Origin of the sequence: Aciditerrimonas ferrireducens, from assembly GCF_023130475.1 — a bacterium.
In the GTDB taxonomy this organism is placed as follows: Bacteria; Actinomycetota; Acidimicrobiia; order Acidimicrobiales; family UBA8190; genus Aciditerrimonas; species Aciditerrimonas ferrireducens.
Genome location: NZ_JAKHEX010000005.1, coordinates 1 through 18,968, shown reverse-complemented (window position 1 = coordinate 18,968; position 18,968 = coordinate 1). Strand labels below are relative to the sequence as shown.

Sequence of the window (18,968 nt, the reverse complement as noted above, 5' to 3'; positions counted from 1 at the left end):
GACGTGCGGCTCCGGCTCGGCCGGTCGGCCAAGCCCGACCCGCCCCCAGAACGGGCCGGGCGGCCCAGCCCGGAGGGGGAGGAGCAGGCCCAGCGGATCCTGGCCGCCTTGGAGGACCTGCGCCACACCCCGGTCCGGGAGGTCATGACCCCCCGGGTCGACGTGGTCGGGCTGCCCATTCCGGTGACCGCCGAGGCCGTGGCCCGGGCCCTCCGGCAGAGCGGCCGGTCGAACTTCCCGGTGTTCGACGAGGACCTCGACAACCTCGTCGGGGTCCTCTCCGTCCGGGACCTGTTCCGAGCCGGCTGGCAGCTCGAACCGCCCGGCGGCACCGCCGAGCAGAACGGCCCGGGCCCCTCGGGCACGACGCCTGGCGGCAGGGCCCCTGCCGGCGCGGCCCCCTCGCCGCTCGACATCTCCCGCCGGATCCGTCAGCCCTACCTGGTGCCCGAGTCGCGCCTCGTCCTCGACGCCCTGGCCGACATGCGCCACCACCGCCGGGGCTTCGCCGTGGTGGTCGACGAGTACGGGGGGGTGGCCGGGGTCCTCACGGTCAAGGACCTCCTGGCCGCCCTCGTCGGGGACCTCCACGACGAGTTCGACCGGGTCGAGGAGCCCGAGATCATCCGGGTCGACCAGACCCGCTGGCTGGTCGACGGGGGCCTCGGGGTCGACGAGCTCCGGGACCGCCTCGGGGTGCCCGTGCCCGACGGGGAGTACGTCACCCTCGGCGGGTTCCTCTTCGACGTCACCGGCCACATCCCCGAGGAGGGCGAGCGCATCGAGGCCGCCGGCTTCGAGTTCCGGGTGGTCGAGATGGACAAGCGCCGCATCGCCAAGGTCGTCCTCCGCCGCCTCCCCCCGGCCCCGGCCGACGCCGAGGAGCCCCAGCAGGCCTGAGGGGCGGCGCCGGGCCGGGGGGAGCTCGGCGGGCGCGCTCTGCTCCTTGAGCGGGCGATCGCGATGCGTGGTCCTGGACCGCGCTCGGCGCTCGGCTGGGCCCGGCTCGTGCGTGGCCTGGGGCTGGGCCCGCTGGGCGTCGGGTAGCATCGGGCCCGGTCGCCCAGGCGGCCGACGGGCTGTAGCGCAGTTTGGTTAGCGCGCCACGTTCGGGACGTGGAGGTCGCCGGTTCAAATCCGGCCAGCCCGACCAGGGGGAAGAGCCGAAGTCCCGGTCCCTGTTGCCCGTCTGGGCCCCTCAGCGAGCCAGAGGTGCGGGTCACGCTCTAACGAACGTTGCGACCGGTGGGGCACGGTATAAGGAGTTGCCGCATTCCGTTATAGTGATTGGTGGTGGATCCCTCGCGGTTTCGTGACTCTCCGATGGGCCAGGTGGTGAAGGCCCCCGGTCCCTACGGCTTCTTTCACTTCGTCCCTTCGCCGCTTCCGAGAACCCTTGACCTTAACCCGACAACGGTGCTCGCCTTGTCGAGAGCCGACACCACCCTTGGACGCCTTGCTGGTGCCGGCCGCCTCCTGCCCAACCCTCACCTACTCGTCGAGCCCTACGTGGCAGCAGAAGCAGTGGCGAGCTCTCGAATCGAAGGCACCCAAGCTTCGCTCAATGACCTCCTCGAAGCGAACGCCACCGGTCGAGTGCCAAGAGGGAGCGACGTGCGCGAAGTGCAGAATTACATCAAAGCCATGCACCACGGCCTCAACCAGCTCGAAAAAGTTCCTTTGTGCCTCAGACTTCTACGAGAAGTTCACGGCATCCTGATGAAAGAAGTTCGAGGCCAAGAACGGCAACCCGGGGAGTTCCGGACGAGTCCGAACTGGATCGGGTCACCGACGGACTCTCTCTACGACGCAGCATTTGTACCGCCGTTACCTGATGAAATGGGACCCCTCCTTAACGATCTTGAGCGCTTCATCAACGAGGATCCTCCGATCCCGATCCTCGTGCGCTGCGCCCTCATTCACTATCAGTTCGAGACGATCCACCCTTTCTTGGACGGCAACGGACGACTTGGCCGACTTCTCGCTGTATTCTACCTCGTCCATCAACAGGTACTCCCACAACCCCTCCTCTATCTCAGTGCCTACTTCGAGAAACACCGCAGCCAGTACTACGACCGCTTGCAAGCCGTCCGTGAACGCGGTGAGCTCCAAGACTGGCTGCAATTCTTCCTCACGGCGGTTGCTGAACAGGCCAGTGACGCCGTATGGCGATCCGAGCGTCTCTCTGACCTTCGGGAGCATTATCGGCGAGAAGTCTCCACGTCGAGAAGTCGCGCCTCGGAAGTCGTCGACATGATCATTCAAAATCCCTTCATTACCATTCGCCAGGTGCAGAACAACCTGGGCATCACCCAACCTGGCGCACTCAACCTCGTTCGTCGTCTCGAGAAGCTCGGATGGTTGCAACAGGTTGGTACGGTCGGTAGGGGTGGCCGAACCCTCTGGGTCGCGCCCGAAGTGCTCGCCGTCATCGGCAACCGCTGAGCTCCCGGCCCGATATCGTCAACCCCCAGCCGCCTCGAGGCCTTTCTGATCTCCCCCCGCACCCCTTCTGCACGCCGCCCCCTCCCCCCACCCTCCCCACCCCACCCTTGACGGTTTAAGGTCATTGCCTTAACCTGGCGTGGTGGCCGACGGGGTGCGGGAAGAGCTGCTGGCGGTGGCCGAGCGGCTGGTCGCGACCCGGGGCATCGGGGGCACGAGCCTGCGGGACGTGCAGGTGGAGTCCGGCCAGCGGAACAAGTCGGTGGTGCAGTACTACTTCGGCTCCCGGGACGGGCTGGTGCGGGCGGTCGTGGAGGCCCGCATGGGCCCGATCAACCACCGGCGGCTCGTGCTGCTCGCTGGCCTGGGCCCGGAGCCGAGCGTGCGGGCGCTGGTGGAGGCCTTCGTGGCGCCCCTGGCGGAGCAGACGGTGCTGGCTCCCCGGAGCTTTTGGGCCCGGTTCCTGCTGCAGGCCTCGTTCGACCCGAGCTTCCGGCGCCTGGTCCGCGAGTCGCTCAGTGCGGCCAGCTTCCGGGCGGTCTGGGTTGCCCTGGCCGCTCGGCTCGGCCAGCTGCCCGAACCGGCCCGGCAGCATCGGGTGGAGCGCATGGTGGAGTTCGTGCTCGTCGCCTTGGCCAGCGCCGAGGAAGCCCGGGACGAGGGCCGCCTGGCCCTGGGGGAGGCGCCGGGCTTCGTGGCCGACCTGGTGGCCATGTGCTGCGGCCTGCTGGAAGCACCGAGTGGCTGGGAAACGAGTGGCTGGGCGGCAACGGGGCTCGGCCCCAGCGGGGACCGGGCCCTCACCGGCACCGCCAGGCGCCGGACCGGGGACGTCCCGAACCGGCCGGCCAGCGGGGAGGACCACGACGAGGAGGAGGCAACAAGCAGTGGCGAGCATCCGGGAGTTGGCCGAGCGGCACTGGCAGGGGGCGGGCGACCTGGTGCACGAGGAGCACCCGGTCCGGCCCATCGAGCGGCGCCAGGCCGAGGAGATCGCCGACGGCGTGCTGTTCATGAAGAGCGTGGCCAGCGCCACCACCATCGACACCGGTGACGGCCTGGTCATGCTGGACACCGGGGGGCTCTTCGACCGGGAGGTCCTCTACCAGCAGGTCCGGCGCTGGCGGCCGGCCAGCCCGCTCACCGAGGCGGTCTACTCCCACCACCACGTGGACCACGTCTTCGGCACCGCCCCCTTCGAGGCCGAGGCGGGCGAGCGCGGCTGGCCGGCGCCCCGGGTGATCGCCCAGCGGGACGTCCCGGCCCACTTCGCCCGCTACCAGCGGACCGCCGGCTGGAACGCGGCCATCAACCAGCGCCAGTTCGGGCTTCCGTCTGAGGAGCTGTCCTGGCCGGTCGACTACCGCTTCCCCGACGTCCTCTACCAGGACGCCCTCATCTTCGAGCGCGGCGGGCTGACCTTCGAGCTGCACCACGCCCGGGGGGAGACCGACGACGCCACCTGGACCTGGGTGCCCGAGCTCCGGCTGCTCCACCCCGGCGACCTGTTCATCTGGGCGGTGCCGAACGCCGGCAACCCCCAGAAGGTCCAGCGCTACCTGAGCGACTGGGCGGTCGCCCTGCGCCAGATGGCGGCCCTCGGGGCGGAGCTGCTCGTGCCCGGCCACGGCCTGCCGGTGTTCGGGGCCGAGCGGATCGCCACCGCCCTGCTCGAGACCGCCGAGCTGCTGGAGGCCATCGAGGACCACGTCCTGGCCCTCATGAACCAGGGCGCCTGCCTGGACCAGATCCTCCACCAGGTGGAGGTCCCGGCGAGGCTCCGGGACCGGCCCTACCTCCAGCCGGTCTACGACCACCCCCAGTTCCTCGTCCGCAGCGTCTGGCGCCGCTACGGCGGCTGGTGGGACGGGGAACCCGACCAGCTGCTCCCCGCCCCCCGGGCCGCCCAGGCCCGGGTCTGGGTGGACCTCGCCGGGGGGCTGGAACCGGTCCTGGCCCGCGCCCGGGCCCTGGCCGAGGCCGGTGACCCGCAGATGGCCTGCCACCTGGTCGAGATGGCGGTCCTCGCCGAGCCGACCGCCGCCGAGGCCCACGAGCTTCGGGCCGAGGTCTACGAGCGCTGGGCGGCCGCGCAGCGCTCCTCCATGGCCCGCAACATCCTCCGGCACGCCGCCCGCTCCAGCGCGCAGGGTCGCCGGGACCTGGCCGGGCCGAGCTGAGAGAACCCGACGAACCGCCGGCCGGTTCGGACACGAGGGGGGGAGCCGATGGGCTGGGAACGGGTCGAACCGGGACGGCACCGGGGAGCGGCGCGATGAGCGAGCGACGCCTCGCCCGCTGGCGCTCGGGTCTGGTGCACCGCGAGCTGACCGCCTACCCCGGACCGCTGCGGCGGGCCGGCCTGGTGGTGCTCGTCGTGGCCTGCACCGTCGTGCTCTACCAGCAGCAGTACGTCCAGGGGGCGGTGTCCCCGTCGGTGCTCGCCCACTTCGGGGTCTCCTTCCGCTGGTACTTGACCCTGATCGTGGTGACCAACCTCCTCGGGGCCCTGGCGTCGCTCTTGGCGGGCCTGGCCGACCGGGTGGGGCGAGCCAACCTGGTGGTCGCCGGGCTGGCCCTCCACGCCCTGCTGACCGCCTTCGCCATCCCGGCCGCCCCGAACGCCCTCGGCTACGGCACGCTCGTCGCCTGCTCGGGGATCGTGGAGGGCGCGGTGCTCGTGGCCACCCCCGCGCTGGTCCGGGACTTCTCCCCCCAGGTCCGGCGCGGCACGGCGATGGGACTGTGGACCCTCGGGCCGGTCCTCGGCAGCCTGGTGGTGGCCGAGGTGGCGTCCAACACCCTGCCGCACCTCCACGCCTGGCAGGACCAGTTCCACATCGCCGGGCTGACCGGCGCCGCGGTCGCCCTCGCCGCCTTCCTGTGGCTCCGAGAGCTCTCCCCTGGCCTGCGGGACCAGCGGATGCGTTCCGCCCAGGAACGGGCCCTCGTGGAGGCCCGGGCCCGGGGCATCGACCTCGGGGAGGCACTCCGCCACCCTTGGCGGCAGATGGCCCGCACCGACGTGCTGCTCCCCGCCTTCGGGGTCAGCGTGTTCCTCCTCATCTACTACGCCGCAGTCGGGTTCTTCGTCATCTACTTCACCTCGGTCTTCGGCTACTCCCAGGCACAGGCCAACAGCCTCGGCAACTGGTTCTGGGCGGCCGACGCCCTGGCGGTGGTGGCCTCGGGGGTGCTGGCGGACCGGCTCGGCGTCCGCAAGCCGCTCATCGTCGGCGGCGCGCTCGTCGCCGTCGTCATGACCCTGGTCTTCGCGTCCCGAGCCACCGACCCGGCCACCACACCCCTCACCTTCGTGCTCATCATCTCGGTCCTCTCGCTCAGCCGGGGTTTCGCCTACGCCCCGTGGATGGCGGCCTTCACCGAGACCGTCGAGCAGCGCAACCCGGCGCTCGTGGCCACCGGGCTGGCCATCTGGGGCTGGGTCCTCCGCCTGGTCGTCGCCGCCTCGTTCCTCGTGCTGCCCCTGGTGGTGAGCGCCGTCACCCCCGTGACCACCTACGGGCCGACCCTCGCCGCCATCCGGACCGCCTACCCCGAGCAGGTGGCCACCCTCGAGGTCCTGCCCCCCGCCGTCCGGGCCGGTCTCCGCACCAACCCGCCCGAGGCCCCCGCGGTGAGCGCCGCCCTGGCCACCATCGGGGCCCGGTTCCACCTGGACCGGGCCCAAGCCGTCGCCCGGCTCCTCGCCCTCCGGCAGCTGCCCGCCGCCGACCGGGCCTACCTCCAGGCCCACGGGCCGGCCGTGACCCAAGCCCGGGCCCGGGCGCCGGGCCAGTGGCGGACCTGGTGGTGGATCTGCGCCGGCGGCCAGCTGGTCTTCATTCCGACCGTGCTGCTCCTGCGGGGCCGCTGGCGGCCCTCGGCCGCCAGGCGCGACCAGCAGGCCTGGGAGGCTCAGGTGGCCGCCGAGCTGGCCCGGCTGCGCGCCGAGCACGCCCTGCCCGAGGTCCTCGGGTGATGCCCCGCCGGGGCAGCGTCCGGCGGGCCGTCACCGTCTGCCGGCCCGCCGCCGAGGTCTGGGCCGTCGTCGGGGACCCGGCGCGCCTGGCCGAATGGTTCCCCGGGGTCGAGGCGGTGACCGTCCAGCAGGGGAGCCGCTTCGTCCAGACGGCAGCTGGCCTGGGCCTGCGCGAGGAGATCGTCACCGTGGATCCCCTGGCCCGCCGGCTCCAGGTCCGCTTGCACGGGCCACGCATCGTCGAGCACCTCTCCACCCTCGACGTGGTGGCGCTCGGTCCGAGCCGCTGCCTGGTGCTCTACGGCGCCGACGCCGAGCCCGCCGCCATGGCGCTGCTCGTCGCGGGCGCGGCCGGGGCAGGACTCCAGCGCCTCGCCGCTCGCCTGGAAACCCGTCGGGAACGAACAGGAGGAAGCTGATGGGCCGGAAGATCCTTTTGGTCACCACGGATCAGCAGCGCTACGACCACCTGGGCTGCAACGGCGGCACCCTCGCCCGGACCCCGGTGGTCGACGGCCTGGCCCGGGCTGGGATCCGCTACGAGCGGGCTGTGCCCCAGTCGGTGGTCTGCATGCCGTCCCGGGCCACCATCCTGACCGGCCAGCACCCCGCCACCCACGGGGTCTGGATGAACGGCGTGCCCCTGCCGGCCGACGCGCCCTCGGTGGCCGAGGTCCTCCGTCGCGCCGGCTACCGGACGGCCCTGATCGGCAAGGCCCACTTCGAACCGTTCCTCGACCCCTTCCTGCGGTTCCCCGAGAACGCCCTGGCGGCCCGGGGCACCCGCCCAGCCGGCGACGCCCACCGCGGGTTCGAGCACCTCGAGCTCGCCGGCCACGGCGCCCAGGGCCCCTTGCACTACGCCCGTTGGCTCCGCGCCGAGCACCCCGAGGCCGTCGGGATGTTCCTCTCTCCCCTCGACGACGACCTCCAGGTGACGGCGACCGGCGGCGGGGACACCGGCGCCCCCCAGGTCCACCGGAACCCGATCCCCCGCGCCTGGTACCACACGGACTGGGTGGCGGACCGCACCATCGCCTGGCTGCGGGGCGTGGCGCAGCACGAGGACTGGTTCTGCTGGATGAGCTTCCCCGATCCCCACCACCCCTGGGATCCCCCCGAGGCCGAGATGGGCCGGATCGACTGGCACGACGTCCCGCTCCCGCCCGGCTACCCGCCGACGGCGGCGCAGCGGAGCGCCGTGCTCGCCGCCAAGCCCCGCCAGTGGCGGCTCTGGCACGAGGGCCGGCTGGTGACGAACTACGAGGCTCCCGCCCGCTTCGTCCCGGCCCGTCTCACCGACGACCAGCTGCGCGAGATCCGGGCCCGCAACGCGGTGGCGTCCGAGCTGATCGACGAGGCCCTCGGCCGGGTCCTCGCCGAGGTCGAGCGCCGCGGCTGGGGGCAGGACCTCGACGTGGTGTTCACCAGCGACCACGGCGAGCTCGAAGGGGACTTCGGCCTGCTGTTCAAAGGGCCCTGCCACGTGGACGGTCTCATGCGGGTGCCCCTCGTCTGGCGGCCCGCCCCCTCGAGCGACACCACCCCGGGGGTGGTCCACCGGCCGGTGGGCCTGGTCGATCTCGCCCCGACCCTCTGCCAGATCGCCGGTCTCCCGGCCCCGCCCTGGCTGCAGGGCCGAGCCCTCCCGACCAACGACCAGGAGGGGCCCGAGCGGGTGCTCACGAGCTGGGACAGCGAGCTGTTCGGGGTAGGGGTGCATCTCCGGACCATCACCCGGGACGGCTGGGTCTGCACCGCTGCTCTGCCGGGCAGCCTCCACGACGGGACCGAGGGGGAGCTCTACGACCTCGCCGACGACCCCCTGCAGTGGGTGAACCGCTTCGACGACCCGGCCTGCCGGACGCTGCGGGACGACCTGCTGGCCGACCTCTGGGACGCGCAGCCCCCGGCGCGGGCGACCCGCCTCGAGCTCGAGGCCCCCGTCTAGGGGGTGGCGAGCTGGTAGCGCCGGGTGCCCTGGTCGTCGAGGGCCGAGCGGACCCGGCCCTGGGCCTCCAGGAGCCGCAGGTGTGCCCAGGTCTCCCCGACGGCCAGCATCTGGTTGAAGACGTCCAGCTCGTCCAGGTGCCGTTCCCGGCGGGTCCAGCGCAGGGCGGCCGCCACCTGGGCCACGGTCTCCGCCCCTGCCCGGACCGCCGCCTCGGTCTGGTCCAGGCGCCGGCCGTGGTGGGCGGTCAGCTCGTCCACCCGGGCGTGGACGCTCTCGGCGACCGGCCCGTGGGCGGGCAGGAGCCGGCTGTCGGGCAGCCGGCGGACCTTGGCGAGGGAGGCGAGGAACTCCCCCAGGGGGTCCTCGCTCGGGGCCGGTTCGAACCCGATGGAGGGGGTGATGGTCGGCAGGACGTGGTCCCCGGCGAAGAGCAGGCCCTCGGCGGCGCTCCGGAAGACCACGTGGCCCCGGGTGTGCCCCGGGGTCTCGACGACCGCCAAGGTCCGCCCCGAGTCGAGGGGCAGATCCCCCTCGTGGAGCCAGTCGTCGGGGGGGTCCCACGGGAGCGGGTCGGCCGGGGCCTCGCCCCGCAGGGCCGCCAGCCGACCGGCCAGGTCCCAGGCCCCTGCCGCCTGGAGCTGGCGGACCTGGTGCTGGAGGGGCAGGCGGCTCGGGGTCCGCAGCACCTCGAGCGACGGGGCCTCCCCGGCGCCGAGCGACAGGCGGGTGCCGAGCTCCCGGCGGAGGACCGCGCCGAGCGAGTAGTGGTCCCGGTGCAGGTGGGTGACGAGGAACCGCCGGATGTCCCCCAGGCCGGCGCCCAGGCGGCCCAGGCCCTCCTCGAGGCGGGCCCGCCCCTCGGGCACCGCCCAGCCCGAGTCCACCAGGACCAGCCCGCCGGGCTCCTCCAGGGCGTAGACGTTCACCGCCTTCAGCCCGTCGTTCGGCAGCGGCAGGGGGATCCGGTGGACCCCGGGGGCGACCTGCTCGACGGTCGGGGCGGTCCAGTCCTCGGAGGGGGCCGGGCTCGCGGTCACCCGATCACCTTAGGAGTGGCCGGGGCAGGGGGCCAGCCTCCACCGGCGGCGGTGGCGGTGGCCCGTGGCCCTGGCCCGTGGGCGGCGCCGGCCCGCTGGTGGTCGGTTCCGGCACCTGCTACGAAGGGTCGAGGACACCGAACGCCAGGCAGCGGGGAGGACGCGATGAGCCAGACCACCATGCCCTACCGGCACCTGGGCCGCAGCGGGCTGCGGGTCAGCGTGCTGTCCTTCGGGTCCTGGGTGACCTTCGGGACCCAGCTGGACGTGGGTCTGGCGGCCGAGTGCCTGGCCGCCGCCCGAGAGGCCGGGGTGAACTTCTTCGACAACGCCGAGGCCTACGCCGGGGGCGAGTCCGAGCGGCTCATGGGCAAGGCCATCGAGCGCCTGGGCTGGACCCGGAGCTCCTACGTGGTCTCCACGAAGCTCTTCTGGGGGATCCGGGACGAGGTGAACATGCGGAACACCTTGAACCGCAAGTACCTCCTGCAGGCCATCGACGGGTCCCTGGAGCGCTTCGGCCTCGACTTCGTGGACGTGCTGTTCTGCCACCGGCCCGACCCCTCGACCCCCATCGAGGAGACCGTCTGGGCCATGTCCGACATCGTGGCCGCCGGCAAGGCCCTCTACTGGGGCACCTCGGAGTGGTCTGCCGACGAGATCCGGGCCGCCTGGGAGATCGCCGAGCGGCACCACCTGCGCAAGCCGGTGGTCGAGCAGCCCCAGTACAACCTGTTCGCCCGGCGGCGGGTCGAGCGGGAGTACGCCCGGCTCTACGAGGACCTGGGCCTCGGGCTCACCACCTGGAGCCCCCTGGCCTCGGGCCTGCTGACCGGCAAGTACCTCGACGGGGTGCCCGAGGGCAGCCGGGCCGCCCTGCCGGGCTACGAGTGGCTGCGCAAGGCGCTCACGGACCCGGCCCGCAACGAGGCCGTCCGGGGCCTGCGCCAGGTGGCCGACGAGCTGGGCTGCAGCCTCGCCCAGCTGGCCATCGCCTGGTGCGCCCGCAACCCCCGGGTCTCGACGGTCATCACCGGGGCCAGCCGGCCCGAGCAGGTCCGGGAGAACATGGGGGCCCTGGCCGTCCTGGACCGGCTCGACGACGAGGTCTGCCGGCGGATCGACGAGCTCACCGTGCCCCACGCCTCCTGAAGCGGGCCTCCGGGTCGGGCTCCTCGGGGCCGGTGAGCGCGGCCCGGAGGGTCGGCAGCAGCTCGGCGACCCCGAGCTCCTTGGCCAGGGCGGCGAAGGAGCCGTGGCGGCGGCGGACCCCGGCGAGGAAGCCCGCCATGGCCTCGGCATGGACCGAGACGATGACCGGCGCGTAGGCCTCGAGGGGGCTCCCGGGGCCGAGCTCGGCCCGGAGGCGCTCCAAGAAGGCCAGCACCGCCGGGCGGCTGGCGACGTAGTCGTCGACGATGGCCTGGTCGGCGGCCCCGAGCATGCCGAGCAGGCTGGCCACGACCACCCCGGTCCGGTCCTTGCCGAGGCTGCAGTGGACGACGGCCGGCAGGCCCCCGGGCTCGGCCAGCCGGCGGACCACCCGGCCGAGCACCTCGAGCCCCCCGTCGAGGAGCTCCAGGTAGTGCTCGGCCACCCAGCCCGGGTCCTCCCAGGCCTCCCCGGCCCGGGCTCCCGGGATCGCCTCGGCCAGCGGCCAGGCGAGCACGGTCCGGGCCAGCTCGGGGGGGCAGCGGCCGGCTCGCTCGGCCTCCTCCGTGGTCCGCAGGTCGACGACCGTGGCCAGGCGGAGGCGCTCGAGGACCGCTCGGCCCTCGGGGTCCAGGCGGCTCAGCTGCCCGGAGCGCAGGAGCCGGCCGGGCCGGATGGGCTGGCCGTCGGCGAGCTCGACGCCGGCCAGGTCCCGGAGGTTCACCCCGCCGGCCGCGGCCAGGAACCCCTCGGGCAGGGCCGGCGGCGCCTCCTCGGCCACCTCAGAGGAGCCGCCGGAGCCAGCGCTCCTTGCGGTCGTCGAAGGGCGGGTAGGTGAGGGGCAGGTCGGGGCGGGTGGGCCGGCGGACCACGCTGCGCCGGTGGCTCAGCTCCTCGAACCCGGCCCGGCCGTGGTAGGCGCCGATGCCCGAGGCGCCGACCCCGCCGAAGGGGAGCTCGGGGGCCAGGAAGTGGACCATGGTGTGGTTCACGCAGACCCCGCCCGAGGTGGTGGCCTCGAGCACCCGCTGCTCGACCCGCCGGTCGTTCGTGAAGAGGTAGAGGGCCAGGGGCTTGGGCCGGGCCCGGACGAAGGCCACGGCCTCCTCAAGGTCGGCCACCCCGAGGACCGGCAGGATGGGGCCGAAGATCTCCTCCTCCATGAGGGGGGACCCGGGGTCGGGGTCGAGCACCACCGTCGGGGCCACCAGGCGCCGTGCCCGGTCCACCTCGCCGCCGACCACCACCGTGCCCCCGGCGCTGGCCAGCAGCCCGGCCAGGCGCTCGAGGTGCCGGTCGTTCACGATCCGGGTGGCCCCGGCGGCCGGGTCGGGCCCTTGCAGCTGCCCCATGGCAGTCACCAGGTGCTCGACGAAGGCCGGCAGGACCGCCCGCTCGACCAGGGCGTAGTCCGGGGCGATGCAGGTCTGGCCGGCGTTCAGGAGCTTCCCCCAGGCCACCCGCCGGGCGGCCACCTCGAGGTCGGCGTCCCGGGCGACGAGCACCGGGCTCTTGCCCCCGAGCTCCAGGGTGACCGAGGCCAGGTGGCGGGATGCGGCCTCCATGACCACCCGGCCCACCCGGGTCGAGCCGGTGAAGAAGACGTGGTCGAAGGGCTGGGCCAAAAGGGCGCTGGCCACCTCGACGCCCCCCTCGACCACCCGGACCGCCTCGGGGTCGAGGTAGCGGGGGACGAGGCGGGCCAGGGCAGCGGAGGTGGCGGGGGTCAGCTCGGAGGGCTTGAGGACCACGGCGTTCCCGGCCGCCACGGCGGCCACCACGGGGTTGAGGGCCAGCTGGACCGGGTAGTTCCAGGGGGAGAGGACCAGGACGGCCCCGAGGGGCTCGGGCACCGAGAAGGCCCACCCCGGCAGGTTCGCCTTCCCCGGCCAGGCCGGCCGGGGACGCACCCAGCGGGGCAGCCGGCGCCGGACGTGGGCCGCCTCGGCGGCCACCGGCGCCAGGTCGGCCAGCCAGGCCTCGACCCGGGGCTTGCCGAAGTCCTCGGCCATGGCCGCCAGCAGCTCGGCCTCCCCCTCCCGCACCAGGGCCTCGATCCCCCGGAGCTGCGTGGTCCGCCACGCCAGGGGCCGGGTGCGGCCGGCCAAGTAGGCCGCCCGCACCGCCTCGAAGGCCCTCTGGGCCTCAGCGGCCAGGTCGGCCGGGACCGCACGGGCCCCCGCGCTCTGGGTGCTCGGGCTGGTCGTCTCAGGACCCGTCTTCGACTGGGACACGTCGACCATGGACGACCTCCTCCCCTGCCTTCGCCTCGGGGCGTCGCCCCGCAGCGCCCGCCCATTGTCGGCGGGTGTTGACCCTCTGGTCAACACCGCTCGCTCCAGCGCGTCCGGTGGCCCGACCGGTCAGCGGCGACGGCTCGGGCGGGGCGGGCGACGGCGCCAACTGGCCGGCTGGTGGCGCTGCACCGCTCGCCGGCCCCGGGCCTGGCGCTCCCTGGCCAGGGCGGCCAGCCTTCGGGCCTCCCGGCGGGCCCGCCGCCGGCGGCGCCAGCTGCCGAGGCCCTCGGGGCCGACGACGGCCACCCCCGCCCCGACCACGCTGGCCACCCCGTCGGCGAGGGACGGCCCAAGGGGCCGGTTCGGGACCGCCAAGGTGAACCCCGGCAGTCGACGGCGCAGGAGCTGGGCCTCCTCGGTGGCGAGGCGGGCCGCGGTGGCCTTCCCGGGCTGGGTGCCCGAAGTCTGGAGGAGCACCAGGGCGGCGGCCTGGCCCACCTGGAAGGTCACGATGTCGGCTCGGCCCGGCGGCGTGGAGGAGGTGGCCGAGAGCCGGTCGACGAGGCCCTGGGCGCCGGGCAGGCCGGGCACGGCGAAGTGGCCGACGACCGTGTAGGTCACCCCGCCGACCGCCCGGCTGCTCGCGTACTGCCGCCGGACGTGCTGGAGGACCTGGCGGGCCAGGGAGGCCCGAGGCAGAAGCTGGACCAGCAGGCCCAGATCGACGCTGGTCCTGGCGCCGGCCGGGGAGGTCCAGCCGATCTCCTCGATGCCGCTGTGGGCCGGGTCGGCGCGACCCGCCCGGCGGACCACCGCCAGGGTGCTGCCCGAGACCGGCAGGACGGTGGCCGTGGCCGGCCGGGCACGAACGGCCGTGGTCGGGGGACGGTGGACGACCAAGGCCGCCATCCGTCCGGTGCGGACCTGCTGCCCGGTCACGAAGAGCGCCCAGCAGACCCCGCCGACCACCAGCACCAGGGCTCCCCGGGCCAGCCGCCAGCGCAGCGCCCAGCCCGGGCGGGCCGTCTCGGGCTCCTCGGCGGGACGGGGGCCCCCGGTGCGCTCGGCGGCCGTCACGCCCGTCAGCCGAGCGCCGGCAGGAGGGGTGCGGGCACCGGGCCGACCGGCAGGCCGGCCAGCCGGAGGAAGTTGGCGAGCAGGGCCGGCCCTTCGGGGCTCAGGACCGACTCGGGATGGAACTGGACGCCGTAGAGGGGGAGCTGGCGGTGCTCGATGGCCATGACGACCCCGTCGGCCGTGGTGGCGGTGACCCGGAGGACGGGGGGGAGGGTGCGGGGCTCGACCACGAGGGAGTGGTAGCGGGTGGCGGTGAACGGGTCGGGCAGGCCAGCCAGGACGCCCGTGCCGTCGTGGTGGATGGCCGAGGTCTTGCCGTGGACCACCTCGGCGGCCCGGACGACCTCCCCCCCGAAGGCCTGGGCGAGGCACTGGTGGCCCAGGCAGACCCCGAGGATGGGCACCTGGCCGGCCAGGGCCTCGATCACCTCGAGGCAGATGCCGGCGTCCTCGGGCCGGCCCGGCCCGGGGGAGATGACGATGGCGGCCGGCTGGAGGGCCCGGACCCCGGCGAGGTCCAGGGCGTCGTTGCGGCGCACCACCGGGTCGGCCCCGAGCTCGCCGAGCTCTTGGACGAGGTTGTAGGTGAAGGAGTCGTAGTTGTCCAGGACCAGGAGCGGACCAGCCACCGGCCCATGGTAGGGGGCCGGGGTGGGCCGGGCTGCGCAGGCCCCGAGGCCCGGCCGACCGGGTCGGCTGGGTCTGGCTAACCTTCGAGGCCGTGGCCAAGACGGCGACCAGGCGCGGGGGCCGGACGAGTGCCCGGCGTGGGGGCCGCTACACGCCCCCCACGCCCCGGACGGTCAAGCGGAGCCCCCGCTGGCTGCCCTACCTCATCGGCCTGATCCTGCTCGTCGGGATCTTGATGATCGTCCTCAACTACTTCGACGTGCTGCCGGACTCCCCGACCAACTGGTACCTGCTCGGGGGCATCCTGGTCTTCGCCACGGGCTTCGCCCTGGCCACCCAGTGGCGCTGACGGCGCCTGGACGCGTCGGTCCCCCGGGGCGGGACCACGGCCGCACCCCGGGGGACCGGTTCGAGGATCGTCGCTCGGCTGGCGCCGGAGCTCGTCAGCCGAGGCGCTCGATGATGGTGGCGTTGGCCAGCCCGCCGCCCTCGCACATGGTCTGGAGGCCGTAGCGGCCGCCGGTCCGCTCCAGCTCGTTGAGCAGGGTGGCCATGAGCTTGGCCCCCGAGGCCCCGAGGGGGTGGCCCAGGGCGATGGCCCCGCCGTTGACGTTGACCTTGTCCATGTCCGGGTGGAGCTCCTTCTCCCAGGCCAGGACGACCGAGGCGAAGGCCTCGTTGATCTCCACCAGGTCGACGTCGTCGAGGCTGAGCTTGCCCTTCTCAAGGACCTTGCGGGTGGCCGGGATGGGGCCGGTGAGCATGGTGACCGGGTCGACCCCGGCGAGGGCGAAGGCGTGGAAACGGGCCCGTGGCCGCAGGCCGAGGGCGTTGGCCTTCTCCTCGCTCATGATGAGGACCGCCGCCGCCCCGTCGGTGATCTGGGAGGAGTTCCCCGCGGTGATCTTGCCGTCGGGCTTGAAGGCGGGCTTCAAGGTGGCCAGGACCTCCTCGGTGGTGTCCGGCCGGACCCCCTCGTCGGTGGTCATCACCTCACCGGTCTCGTTGCCCTGGTCGTCCTTCACCGCCACCGGGACGATCTCCCGTTCGAAGCGGCCCTCCTTCGTGGCCTGGGCGGCCAGGCGCTGGCTGCGCGCCCCGAAGGCGTCGAGCTCCTCCCGGCTCAGGTTCCACTGGTCGGCGATCATCTCGGCCGAGATGCCCTGGGAGACCAGGCCGCCCCGGTCGGCGTAGCGCTGCATGACCTTCGGCCCGAAGGGGAAGCCCAGGTCCCGGACCACCGAGGAGCCCATGGGGGTGTGGGTCATGTGCTCGACCCCGGCGGCGATGACCACGTCGTAGACCCCGGCCATGACGCCCTGGGCCGCGAAGTGGATGGCCTGCTGGGAGGAGCCGCACTGGCGGTCGACGGTGGTGGCCGGGACCGACTCCGGGAAGCCTGCGGCGAGCACGGCGTTGCGGCCGACGTTCAGGGCCTGCTCAGCGACCTGCATGACGCAGCCGAAGATCACGTCGTCGACCTCGGCGGGGTCCAGGTCGTTGCGCGCCACCAGGGCCTTGAGCGGCTCGGCCGCCAGGTCCACGGCGTGCCAGCCCCGGAGCTTGCCGTTCCGCTTGCCTCCCGGGGTCCGGACGGCGTCCACGATGACGGCAGTGGTCATGGGCCTCTCCTTTCGCTCTCGGCCGGCTGGACCGGCTCGGCCAGCCCGCTCGGCCAGTCCTGCGGCACCGAGCCACAACCTGACCGCTCGGTCAAGATTCTGACCGGCTCGAGCGCAGTGGTCAACCCCGCCACCAGGGGCCCCGACCCTTCGGCCCCGTTCGGGACTGGGGCCGCGTCTCGGGGCCGGGGTCGCTTCGCTCAGGTCGGGCCAGCGCCGGCTACGGTCAGCGGGGTGCAGCACCGGGTGAAGGACATGGACCGCTGGCTGGGCGACGGCGGGATGCCGCTGCTGGCCGAGGTCGGGGTGGGGTTCGAGGACTACGGGGTCGACGGCGAGGACCTCGGCTGGGCGGAGGCCCGCTGGACGCCGACCGCCCTGGCCTGCAACCCGCACGGCATCGTCCAGGCCGGGGTCCACGGGCTGGTCCTCGACGCGGCCATGAACTTCGCCATCAACGCCGCCCTGCCCGGCCGGGACCGCACCCGGGGGACCCTGGAGATGAAGGTCGAGACCATGCGCCCGGCCGCCCGCGACCAGCTCTACCGGGTCCGGGGCGAGGTGGTCCGCATGGCCCGGCAGGTCTGCTACGCCGAGGCCAGTGTCCACGACGGCGAGGGCCGCATCGTGAGCCGGGCGACCGGCACCTTCATGCTCCATCGCGAGCCGACGCCTGCCGAGGCCTGAACCGCCGACGCTCGGGTCGGGCCGCCAGGAGTACGATCGTCCTGGCCGCCGCCGGGCATCGGTCGGTGGCTCCTCGGGGACGTAGCTCAGTTGGCCAGAGCACCTGCTTTGCACGCAGGGGGTCGGGGGTTCGAGTCCCCTCGTCTCCACCGCCTTGGTCTCGGCGCGGGACGCCGACGTGGGTGCGGTTGCGCTCGAAGAGGAGATCCCCGTCGCTCGTCACGGTCGGTTCCATCGCGGACACCGGCGACCTCGTGCTCCTGGAGGTGGGCATTCTCCTCGCCGAAGGCCCCGTGCAGCGTGTCGTGGAGCTGGAGAAGGGTCGTCGTCTGCGGAACGACCAGCCGTTGGCGCAGCGGTGGCTTCGTGCCGAGGATCGAGTCCCTGACCTGGGAGGTCCGCCCAGGCAACCGGCTCACACCTTGCGGACCTGCAGCGGGGCGTGGGCTCCGGCCATCTGGTCGTAGTCGTCGTCCTGGGTCACCACCGGCAATCCGAGGTCGATGGCGGTGGCTGCGATCAGGGAATCGGCCAGCTTCACGGTCCGCTGGATGCCAGCCCTCCGGCAATCCACGACGAGACGCGCCCACGCCGACATGACCGTCTCGCTGATCAGCACCGGCTCCACCCTCCGTGCCAGTGCCAGCGTGCCCGCCCGGCGAGCCCGGGACGTGGGGTCTCCTGCGCTCAGCACACCCAGCTCGAGCTCGCCGATGGTCACGACCGACAGCGTCACCCGGTCGGGCAGCTCCCCGAGGGGTCGCTCCACCTCACGAGCGATGAACACCGAAGTGTCGAGAAGTCCGGCAGGGTCGCTCAAAGCTCGTCCAAGGTCTGCCCGGCCAGCACCTCGAGTTCATCACGCAGACCCGGATCAGCAGCCAGCTCGACCAGGTCGCGGCGCAGGAGATCCCCTGGGACCCAGCGGGACCGCTGGGCATGGGGGACGATATCGGCGACGGCCTCGCCGTGGACGGTCAGGACCACCCGCTCGCCTGCCCGGACGGCGGCGATGACCTGGCTGGTCCGGTTCCGCAGATCGCGGACACCGATCTCCATGTGCGACACGGTAGCACCGACCTTCCCCTGGACGCGATCTCGGCGGCACCACCGACGTGACCATTCCTCTGAAGGACGGCCAGCCGTTTCCACAGCTCAGGTGGGTTTCCCGACGCCATCGTCGCCCCCAGCGACCTGGCAGCCCGGTCTCATCGCCAAACGGCAGCTCCTTCTCCAAGGCCTGCCCGGACGGCGTCGATGGCCTGGCTGATCCGGTTCCGCAGATCGCGGACACCGATCTCCCTGTGCGACCGAGCGCCAGGGGGAGCGCCTCGAACGCGAGGCTGCCCGGACCTCGTGGCCCGGGCAGCCTCGACTCGTCCTCCGATACTCAAGCGGTCCGGTCCCCGGCGCCGGGGAAGAAACCGCCGGTGCCTCGCTCAGGCGTTGGCCGCTGGGCGACGCCGGCGACGGGTGCCCTGCACGAGCAGGAGGCCGCCACCGAGGACCGCCGCCGCTCCGACGCCACCAACGGCCCCGACCGGCACCGTGGACTTCTCCACGGAGAACGTCCACGAGTAGGGCTCATACTGGCCGTCACTGTCGTCGACGGTCAGCATCGCCTTGTACTTTCCGGCAGCGAGGTCACCCGGCACGGTGAAGGTCAGCTCCTCCACGTAGGGGGCGATCTCCTGCTGCTCGCCGGGATGGGGCGGGTTCCCCTCCTCCGGCAGCGGGTCGGCGGCGTTCGGGGCCGAACCACCCAAGCTGGCGTCGAGGGCCGTCAGCCCGGTCAGGAACGTCACCTCGCTCTTCGGCACGGTGCTGCCCTGGGTCACGGCGCTGTAGAGCAGCTTTTCGGTGATCGATACCGACGTTGTCTTCCCTGTCGTGGTGTTCTCCAGGCTCAGGGTCGCCTGACAGAACGGCGTTCCGTCCTCGTAGTACAGGGTCACGGTCGAGCCCGGCATGAGGTCTGGCGTCCCCTCGGCGGCCAGCAGGGCCTCCAAGCTGGGATTCGACGGCGGGCACTGCGATGCTCCGCCACCACCGCCGCCGCCGCCGATGCCACCCACGCCGCCAGCACCACCGTTCCCGCCGATGCCACCGCCACCGCCGCCGCCGCCGATGCCACCCACGCCGCCA

General features: G+C 73.3%; 19 protein-coding genes, 2 tRNA genes and 1 pseudogene. 12 read left to right on the top strand and 10 right to left on the bottom strand.

Annotated elements, in window-relative coordinates:
- The first annotated feature begins 3 nt into the window (after positions 1 to 3).
- From Acit_RS04785 to Acit_RS04750, 8 genes are all read left to right on the top strand, one after another.
- Positions 4 to 900, top strand: coding sequence for a hemolysin family protein (locus tag Acit_RS04785; protein WP_248106272.1), 897 nt, complete (start codon positions 4 to 6; stop codon positions 898 to 900).
- Between the two features lie 175 nt (positions 901 to 1,075).
- Positions 1,076 to 1,153: transfer RNA gene (locus tag Acit_RS04780), tRNA-Pro, on the top strand.
- A gap of 170 nt (positions 1,154 to 1,323) precedes the next feature.
- On the top strand, positions 1,324 to 2,445 hold the full coding sequence (locus Acit_RS04775) for a Fic family protein (protein WP_248106270.1): 1,122 nt from the start codon (positions 1,324 to 1,326) through the stop codon (positions 2,443 to 2,445).
- A gap of 142 nt (positions 2,446 to 2,587) precedes the next feature.
- The gene (locus Acit_RS04770) at positions 2,588 to 3,499 is read left to right on the top strand and encodes a TetR/AcrR family transcriptional regulator (protein WP_248106268.1); all 912 of its coding nucleotides are present in this window, start codon (positions 2,588 to 2,590) and stop codon (positions 3,497 to 3,499) included.
- Positions 3,387 to 4,625, top strand: a complete 1,239-nt coding sequence (locus tag Acit_RS04765; RefSeq protein ID WP_376746009.1) for an alkyl sulfatase dimerization domain-containing protein — start codon at positions 3,387 to 3,389, stop codon at positions 4,623 to 4,625. The genes Acit_RS04770 and Acit_RS04765 overlap by 113 nt, the downstream gene beginning before the upstream one ends.
- A 95-nt stretch (positions 4,626 to 4,720) precedes the next feature.
- Complete coding sequence (locus tag Acit_RS04760; RefSeq protein ID WP_248106266.1) at positions 4,721 to 6,427, top strand: MFS transporter; 1,707 nt, start codon at positions 4,721 to 4,723, stop codon at positions 6,425 to 6,427.
- Entirely contained in the window at positions 6,427 to 6,846 is a 420-nt protein-coding gene (locus Acit_RS04755) for an SRPBCC family protein (RefSeq protein ID WP_248106264.1), read from the top strand. Before Acit_RS04760 ends, Acit_RS04755 begins: the two co-directional genes overlap by 1 nt.
- Complete coding sequence (locus Acit_RS04750; protein ID WP_248106262.1) at positions 6,846 to 8,378, top strand: sulfatase family protein; 1,533 nt, start codon at positions 6,846 to 6,848, stop codon at positions 8,376 to 8,378. The genes Acit_RS04755 and Acit_RS04750 overlap by 1 nt, the downstream gene beginning before the upstream one ends.
- Here the strand turns inward: Acit_RS04750 and Acit_RS04745 are convergent.
- Positions 8,375 to 9,418 (bottom strand): MBL fold metallo-hydrolase, encoded by a 1,044-nt coding sequence (locus Acit_RS04745; RefSeq protein ID WP_248106261.1) that lies wholly within the window; start codon positions 9,416 to 9,418, stop codon positions 8,375 to 8,377. The genes Acit_RS04750 and Acit_RS04745 overlap by 4 nt on opposite strands.
- Positions 9,419 to 9,598: 180 nt before the next feature.
- Between Acit_RS04745 and Acit_RS04740 the strand changes: the two genes are divergently transcribed.
- Positions 9,599 to 10,570, top strand: coding sequence for a potassium channel beta subunit family protein (locus Acit_RS04740; protein WP_376746008.1), 972 nt, complete (start codon positions 9,599 to 9,601; stop codon positions 10,568 to 10,570).
- On the opposite strand, the gene Acit_RS04735 is transcribed toward Acit_RS04740, so the two are convergent.
- The 4 genes from Acit_RS04735 to Acit_RS04720 form a co-directional block, all read right to left on the bottom strand.
- Positions 10,548 to 11,351, bottom strand: a complete 804-nt coding sequence (locus Acit_RS04735) for a tyrosine-protein phosphatase (RefSeq protein WP_248106259.1) — start codon at positions 11,349 to 11,351, stop codon at positions 10,548 to 10,550. The genes Acit_RS04740 and Acit_RS04735 overlap by 23 nt on opposite strands.
- 1 nt (position 11,352) lies before the next feature.
- A complete protein-coding gene (locus Acit_RS04730) occupies positions 11,353 to 12,813 on the bottom strand; it encodes an aldehyde dehydrogenase family protein (RefSeq protein WP_248106258.1) in 1,461 nt (486 codons plus the stop codon).
- A gap of 120 nt (positions 12,814 to 12,933) precedes the next feature.
- Positions 12,934 to 13,884 carry a hypothetical protein gene (locus Acit_RS04725; protein ID WP_248106257.1) on the bottom strand — a complete coding sequence of 317 codons (951 nt, stop codon included), beginning with the start codon at positions 13,882 to 13,884 and terminating at the stop codon, positions 12,934 to 12,936.
- 5 nt (positions 13,885 to 13,889) lie between these two features.
- Positions 13,890 to 14,513: an anthranilate synthase component II gene (locus Acit_RS04720; RefSeq protein ID WP_248106256.1), complete on the bottom strand. Its 624-nt coding sequence runs from the start codon at positions 14,511 to 14,513 to the stop codon at positions 13,890 to 13,892.
- A gap of 92 nt (positions 14,514 to 14,605) precedes the next feature.
- Between Acit_RS04720 and Acit_RS04715 the strand changes: the two genes are divergently transcribed.
- The gene (locus Acit_RS04715) at positions 14,606 to 14,863 is read left to right on the top strand and encodes a cell division protein CrgA (RefSeq protein ID WP_248106255.1); all 258 of its coding nucleotides are present in this window, start codon (positions 14,606 to 14,608) and stop codon (positions 14,861 to 14,863) included.
- 94 nt (positions 14,864 to 14,957) lie between these two features.
- On the opposite strand, the gene Acit_RS04710 is transcribed toward Acit_RS04715, so the two are convergent.
- The gene (locus tag Acit_RS04710; RefSeq protein WP_248106254.1) at positions 14,958 to 16,136 is read right to left on the bottom strand and encodes a thiolase family protein; all 1,179 of its coding nucleotides are present in this window, start codon (positions 16,134 to 16,136) and stop codon (positions 14,958 to 14,960) included.
- A gap of 234 nt (positions 16,137 to 16,370) precedes the next feature.
- On the opposite strand from Acit_RS04710, the gene Acit_RS04705 reads away from it, so the two are divergent.
- Together Acit_RS04705 and Acit_RS04700 are read left to right on the top strand one after the other, a co-directional pair.
- Positions 16,371 to 16,823 (top strand): PaaI family thioesterase, encoded by a 453-nt coding sequence (locus Acit_RS04705; RefSeq protein WP_248106253.1) that lies wholly within the window; start codon positions 16,371 to 16,373, stop codon positions 16,821 to 16,823.
- A gap of 75 nt (positions 16,824 to 16,898) precedes the next feature.
- Positions 16,899 to 16,972 (top strand) — tRNA-Ala (locus Acit_RS04700).
- 78 nt (positions 16,973 to 17,050) lie between these two features.
- Here Acit_RS04700 and Acit_RS13855 read toward each other — a convergent pair.
- From Acit_RS13855 to Acit_RS04685, 4 genes and pseudogenes are all read right to left on the bottom strand, one after another.
- Positions 17,051 to 17,242 (bottom strand): annotated as a pseudogene (locus Acit_RS13855) (IS1096 element passenger TnpR family protein); the annotation flags it as partial.
- A complete protein-coding gene (locus Acit_RS04695) occupies positions 17,239 to 17,610 on the bottom strand; it encodes a PIN domain-containing protein (protein ID WP_248106252.1) in 372 nt (123 codons plus the stop codon). The gene Acit_RS04695 and the pseudogene Acit_RS13855, both read right to left, overlap by 4 nt.
- A gap of 29 nt (positions 17,611 to 17,639) precedes the next feature.
- Complete coding sequence (locus Acit_RS04690; RefSeq protein WP_248106251.1) at positions 17,640 to 17,882, bottom strand: type II toxin-antitoxin system Phd/YefM family antitoxin; 243 nt, start codon at positions 17,880 to 17,882, stop codon at positions 17,640 to 17,642.
- Positions 17,883 to 18,262: 380 nt separating this feature from the next.
- On the bottom strand, positions 18,263 to 18,968 hold a 706-nt coding region (locus Acit_RS04685; RefSeq protein WP_248106249.1), incomplete at its 5' end, for a hypothetical protein.

Bases quoted from the DNA above. Each gene is read 5' to 3' on its own strand.
- Acit_RS04775 (WP_248106270.1), top strand. From the start codon at position 1,324: ATGGGCCAGGTGGTGAAGGCCCCCGGTCCCTACGGCTTCTTTCACTTC.
- Acit_RS04760 (WP_248106266.1), top strand. From the start codon at position 4,721: ATGAGCGAGCGACGCCTCGCCCGCTGGCGCTCGGGTCTGGTGCACCGC.
- Acit_RS04755 (WP_248106264.1), top strand. From the start codon at position 6,427: ATGCCCCGCCGGGGCAGCGTCCGGCGGGCCGTCACCGTCTGCCGGCCC.
- Acit_RS04750 (WP_248106262.1), top strand. From the start codon at position 6,846: ATGGGCCGGAAGATCCTTTTGGTCACCACGGATCAGCAGCGCTACGAC.
- Acit_RS04740 (WP_376746008.1), top strand. From the start codon at position 9,599: ATGCCCTACCGGCACCTGGGCCGCAGCGGGCTGCGGGTCAGCGTGCTG.
- Acit_RS04730 (WP_248106258.1), bottom strand. From the start codon at position 12,813: ATGGTCGACGTGTCCCAGTCGAAGACGGGTCCTGAGACGACCAGCCCG.
- Acit_RS04710 (WP_248106254.1), bottom strand. From the start codon at position 16,136: ATGACCACTGCCGTCATCGTGGACGCCGTCCGGACCCCGGGAGGCAAG.
- Acit_RS04690 (WP_248106251.1), bottom strand. From the start codon at position 17,882: ATGGAGATCGGTGTCCGCGATCTGCGGAACCGGACCAGCCAGGTCATC.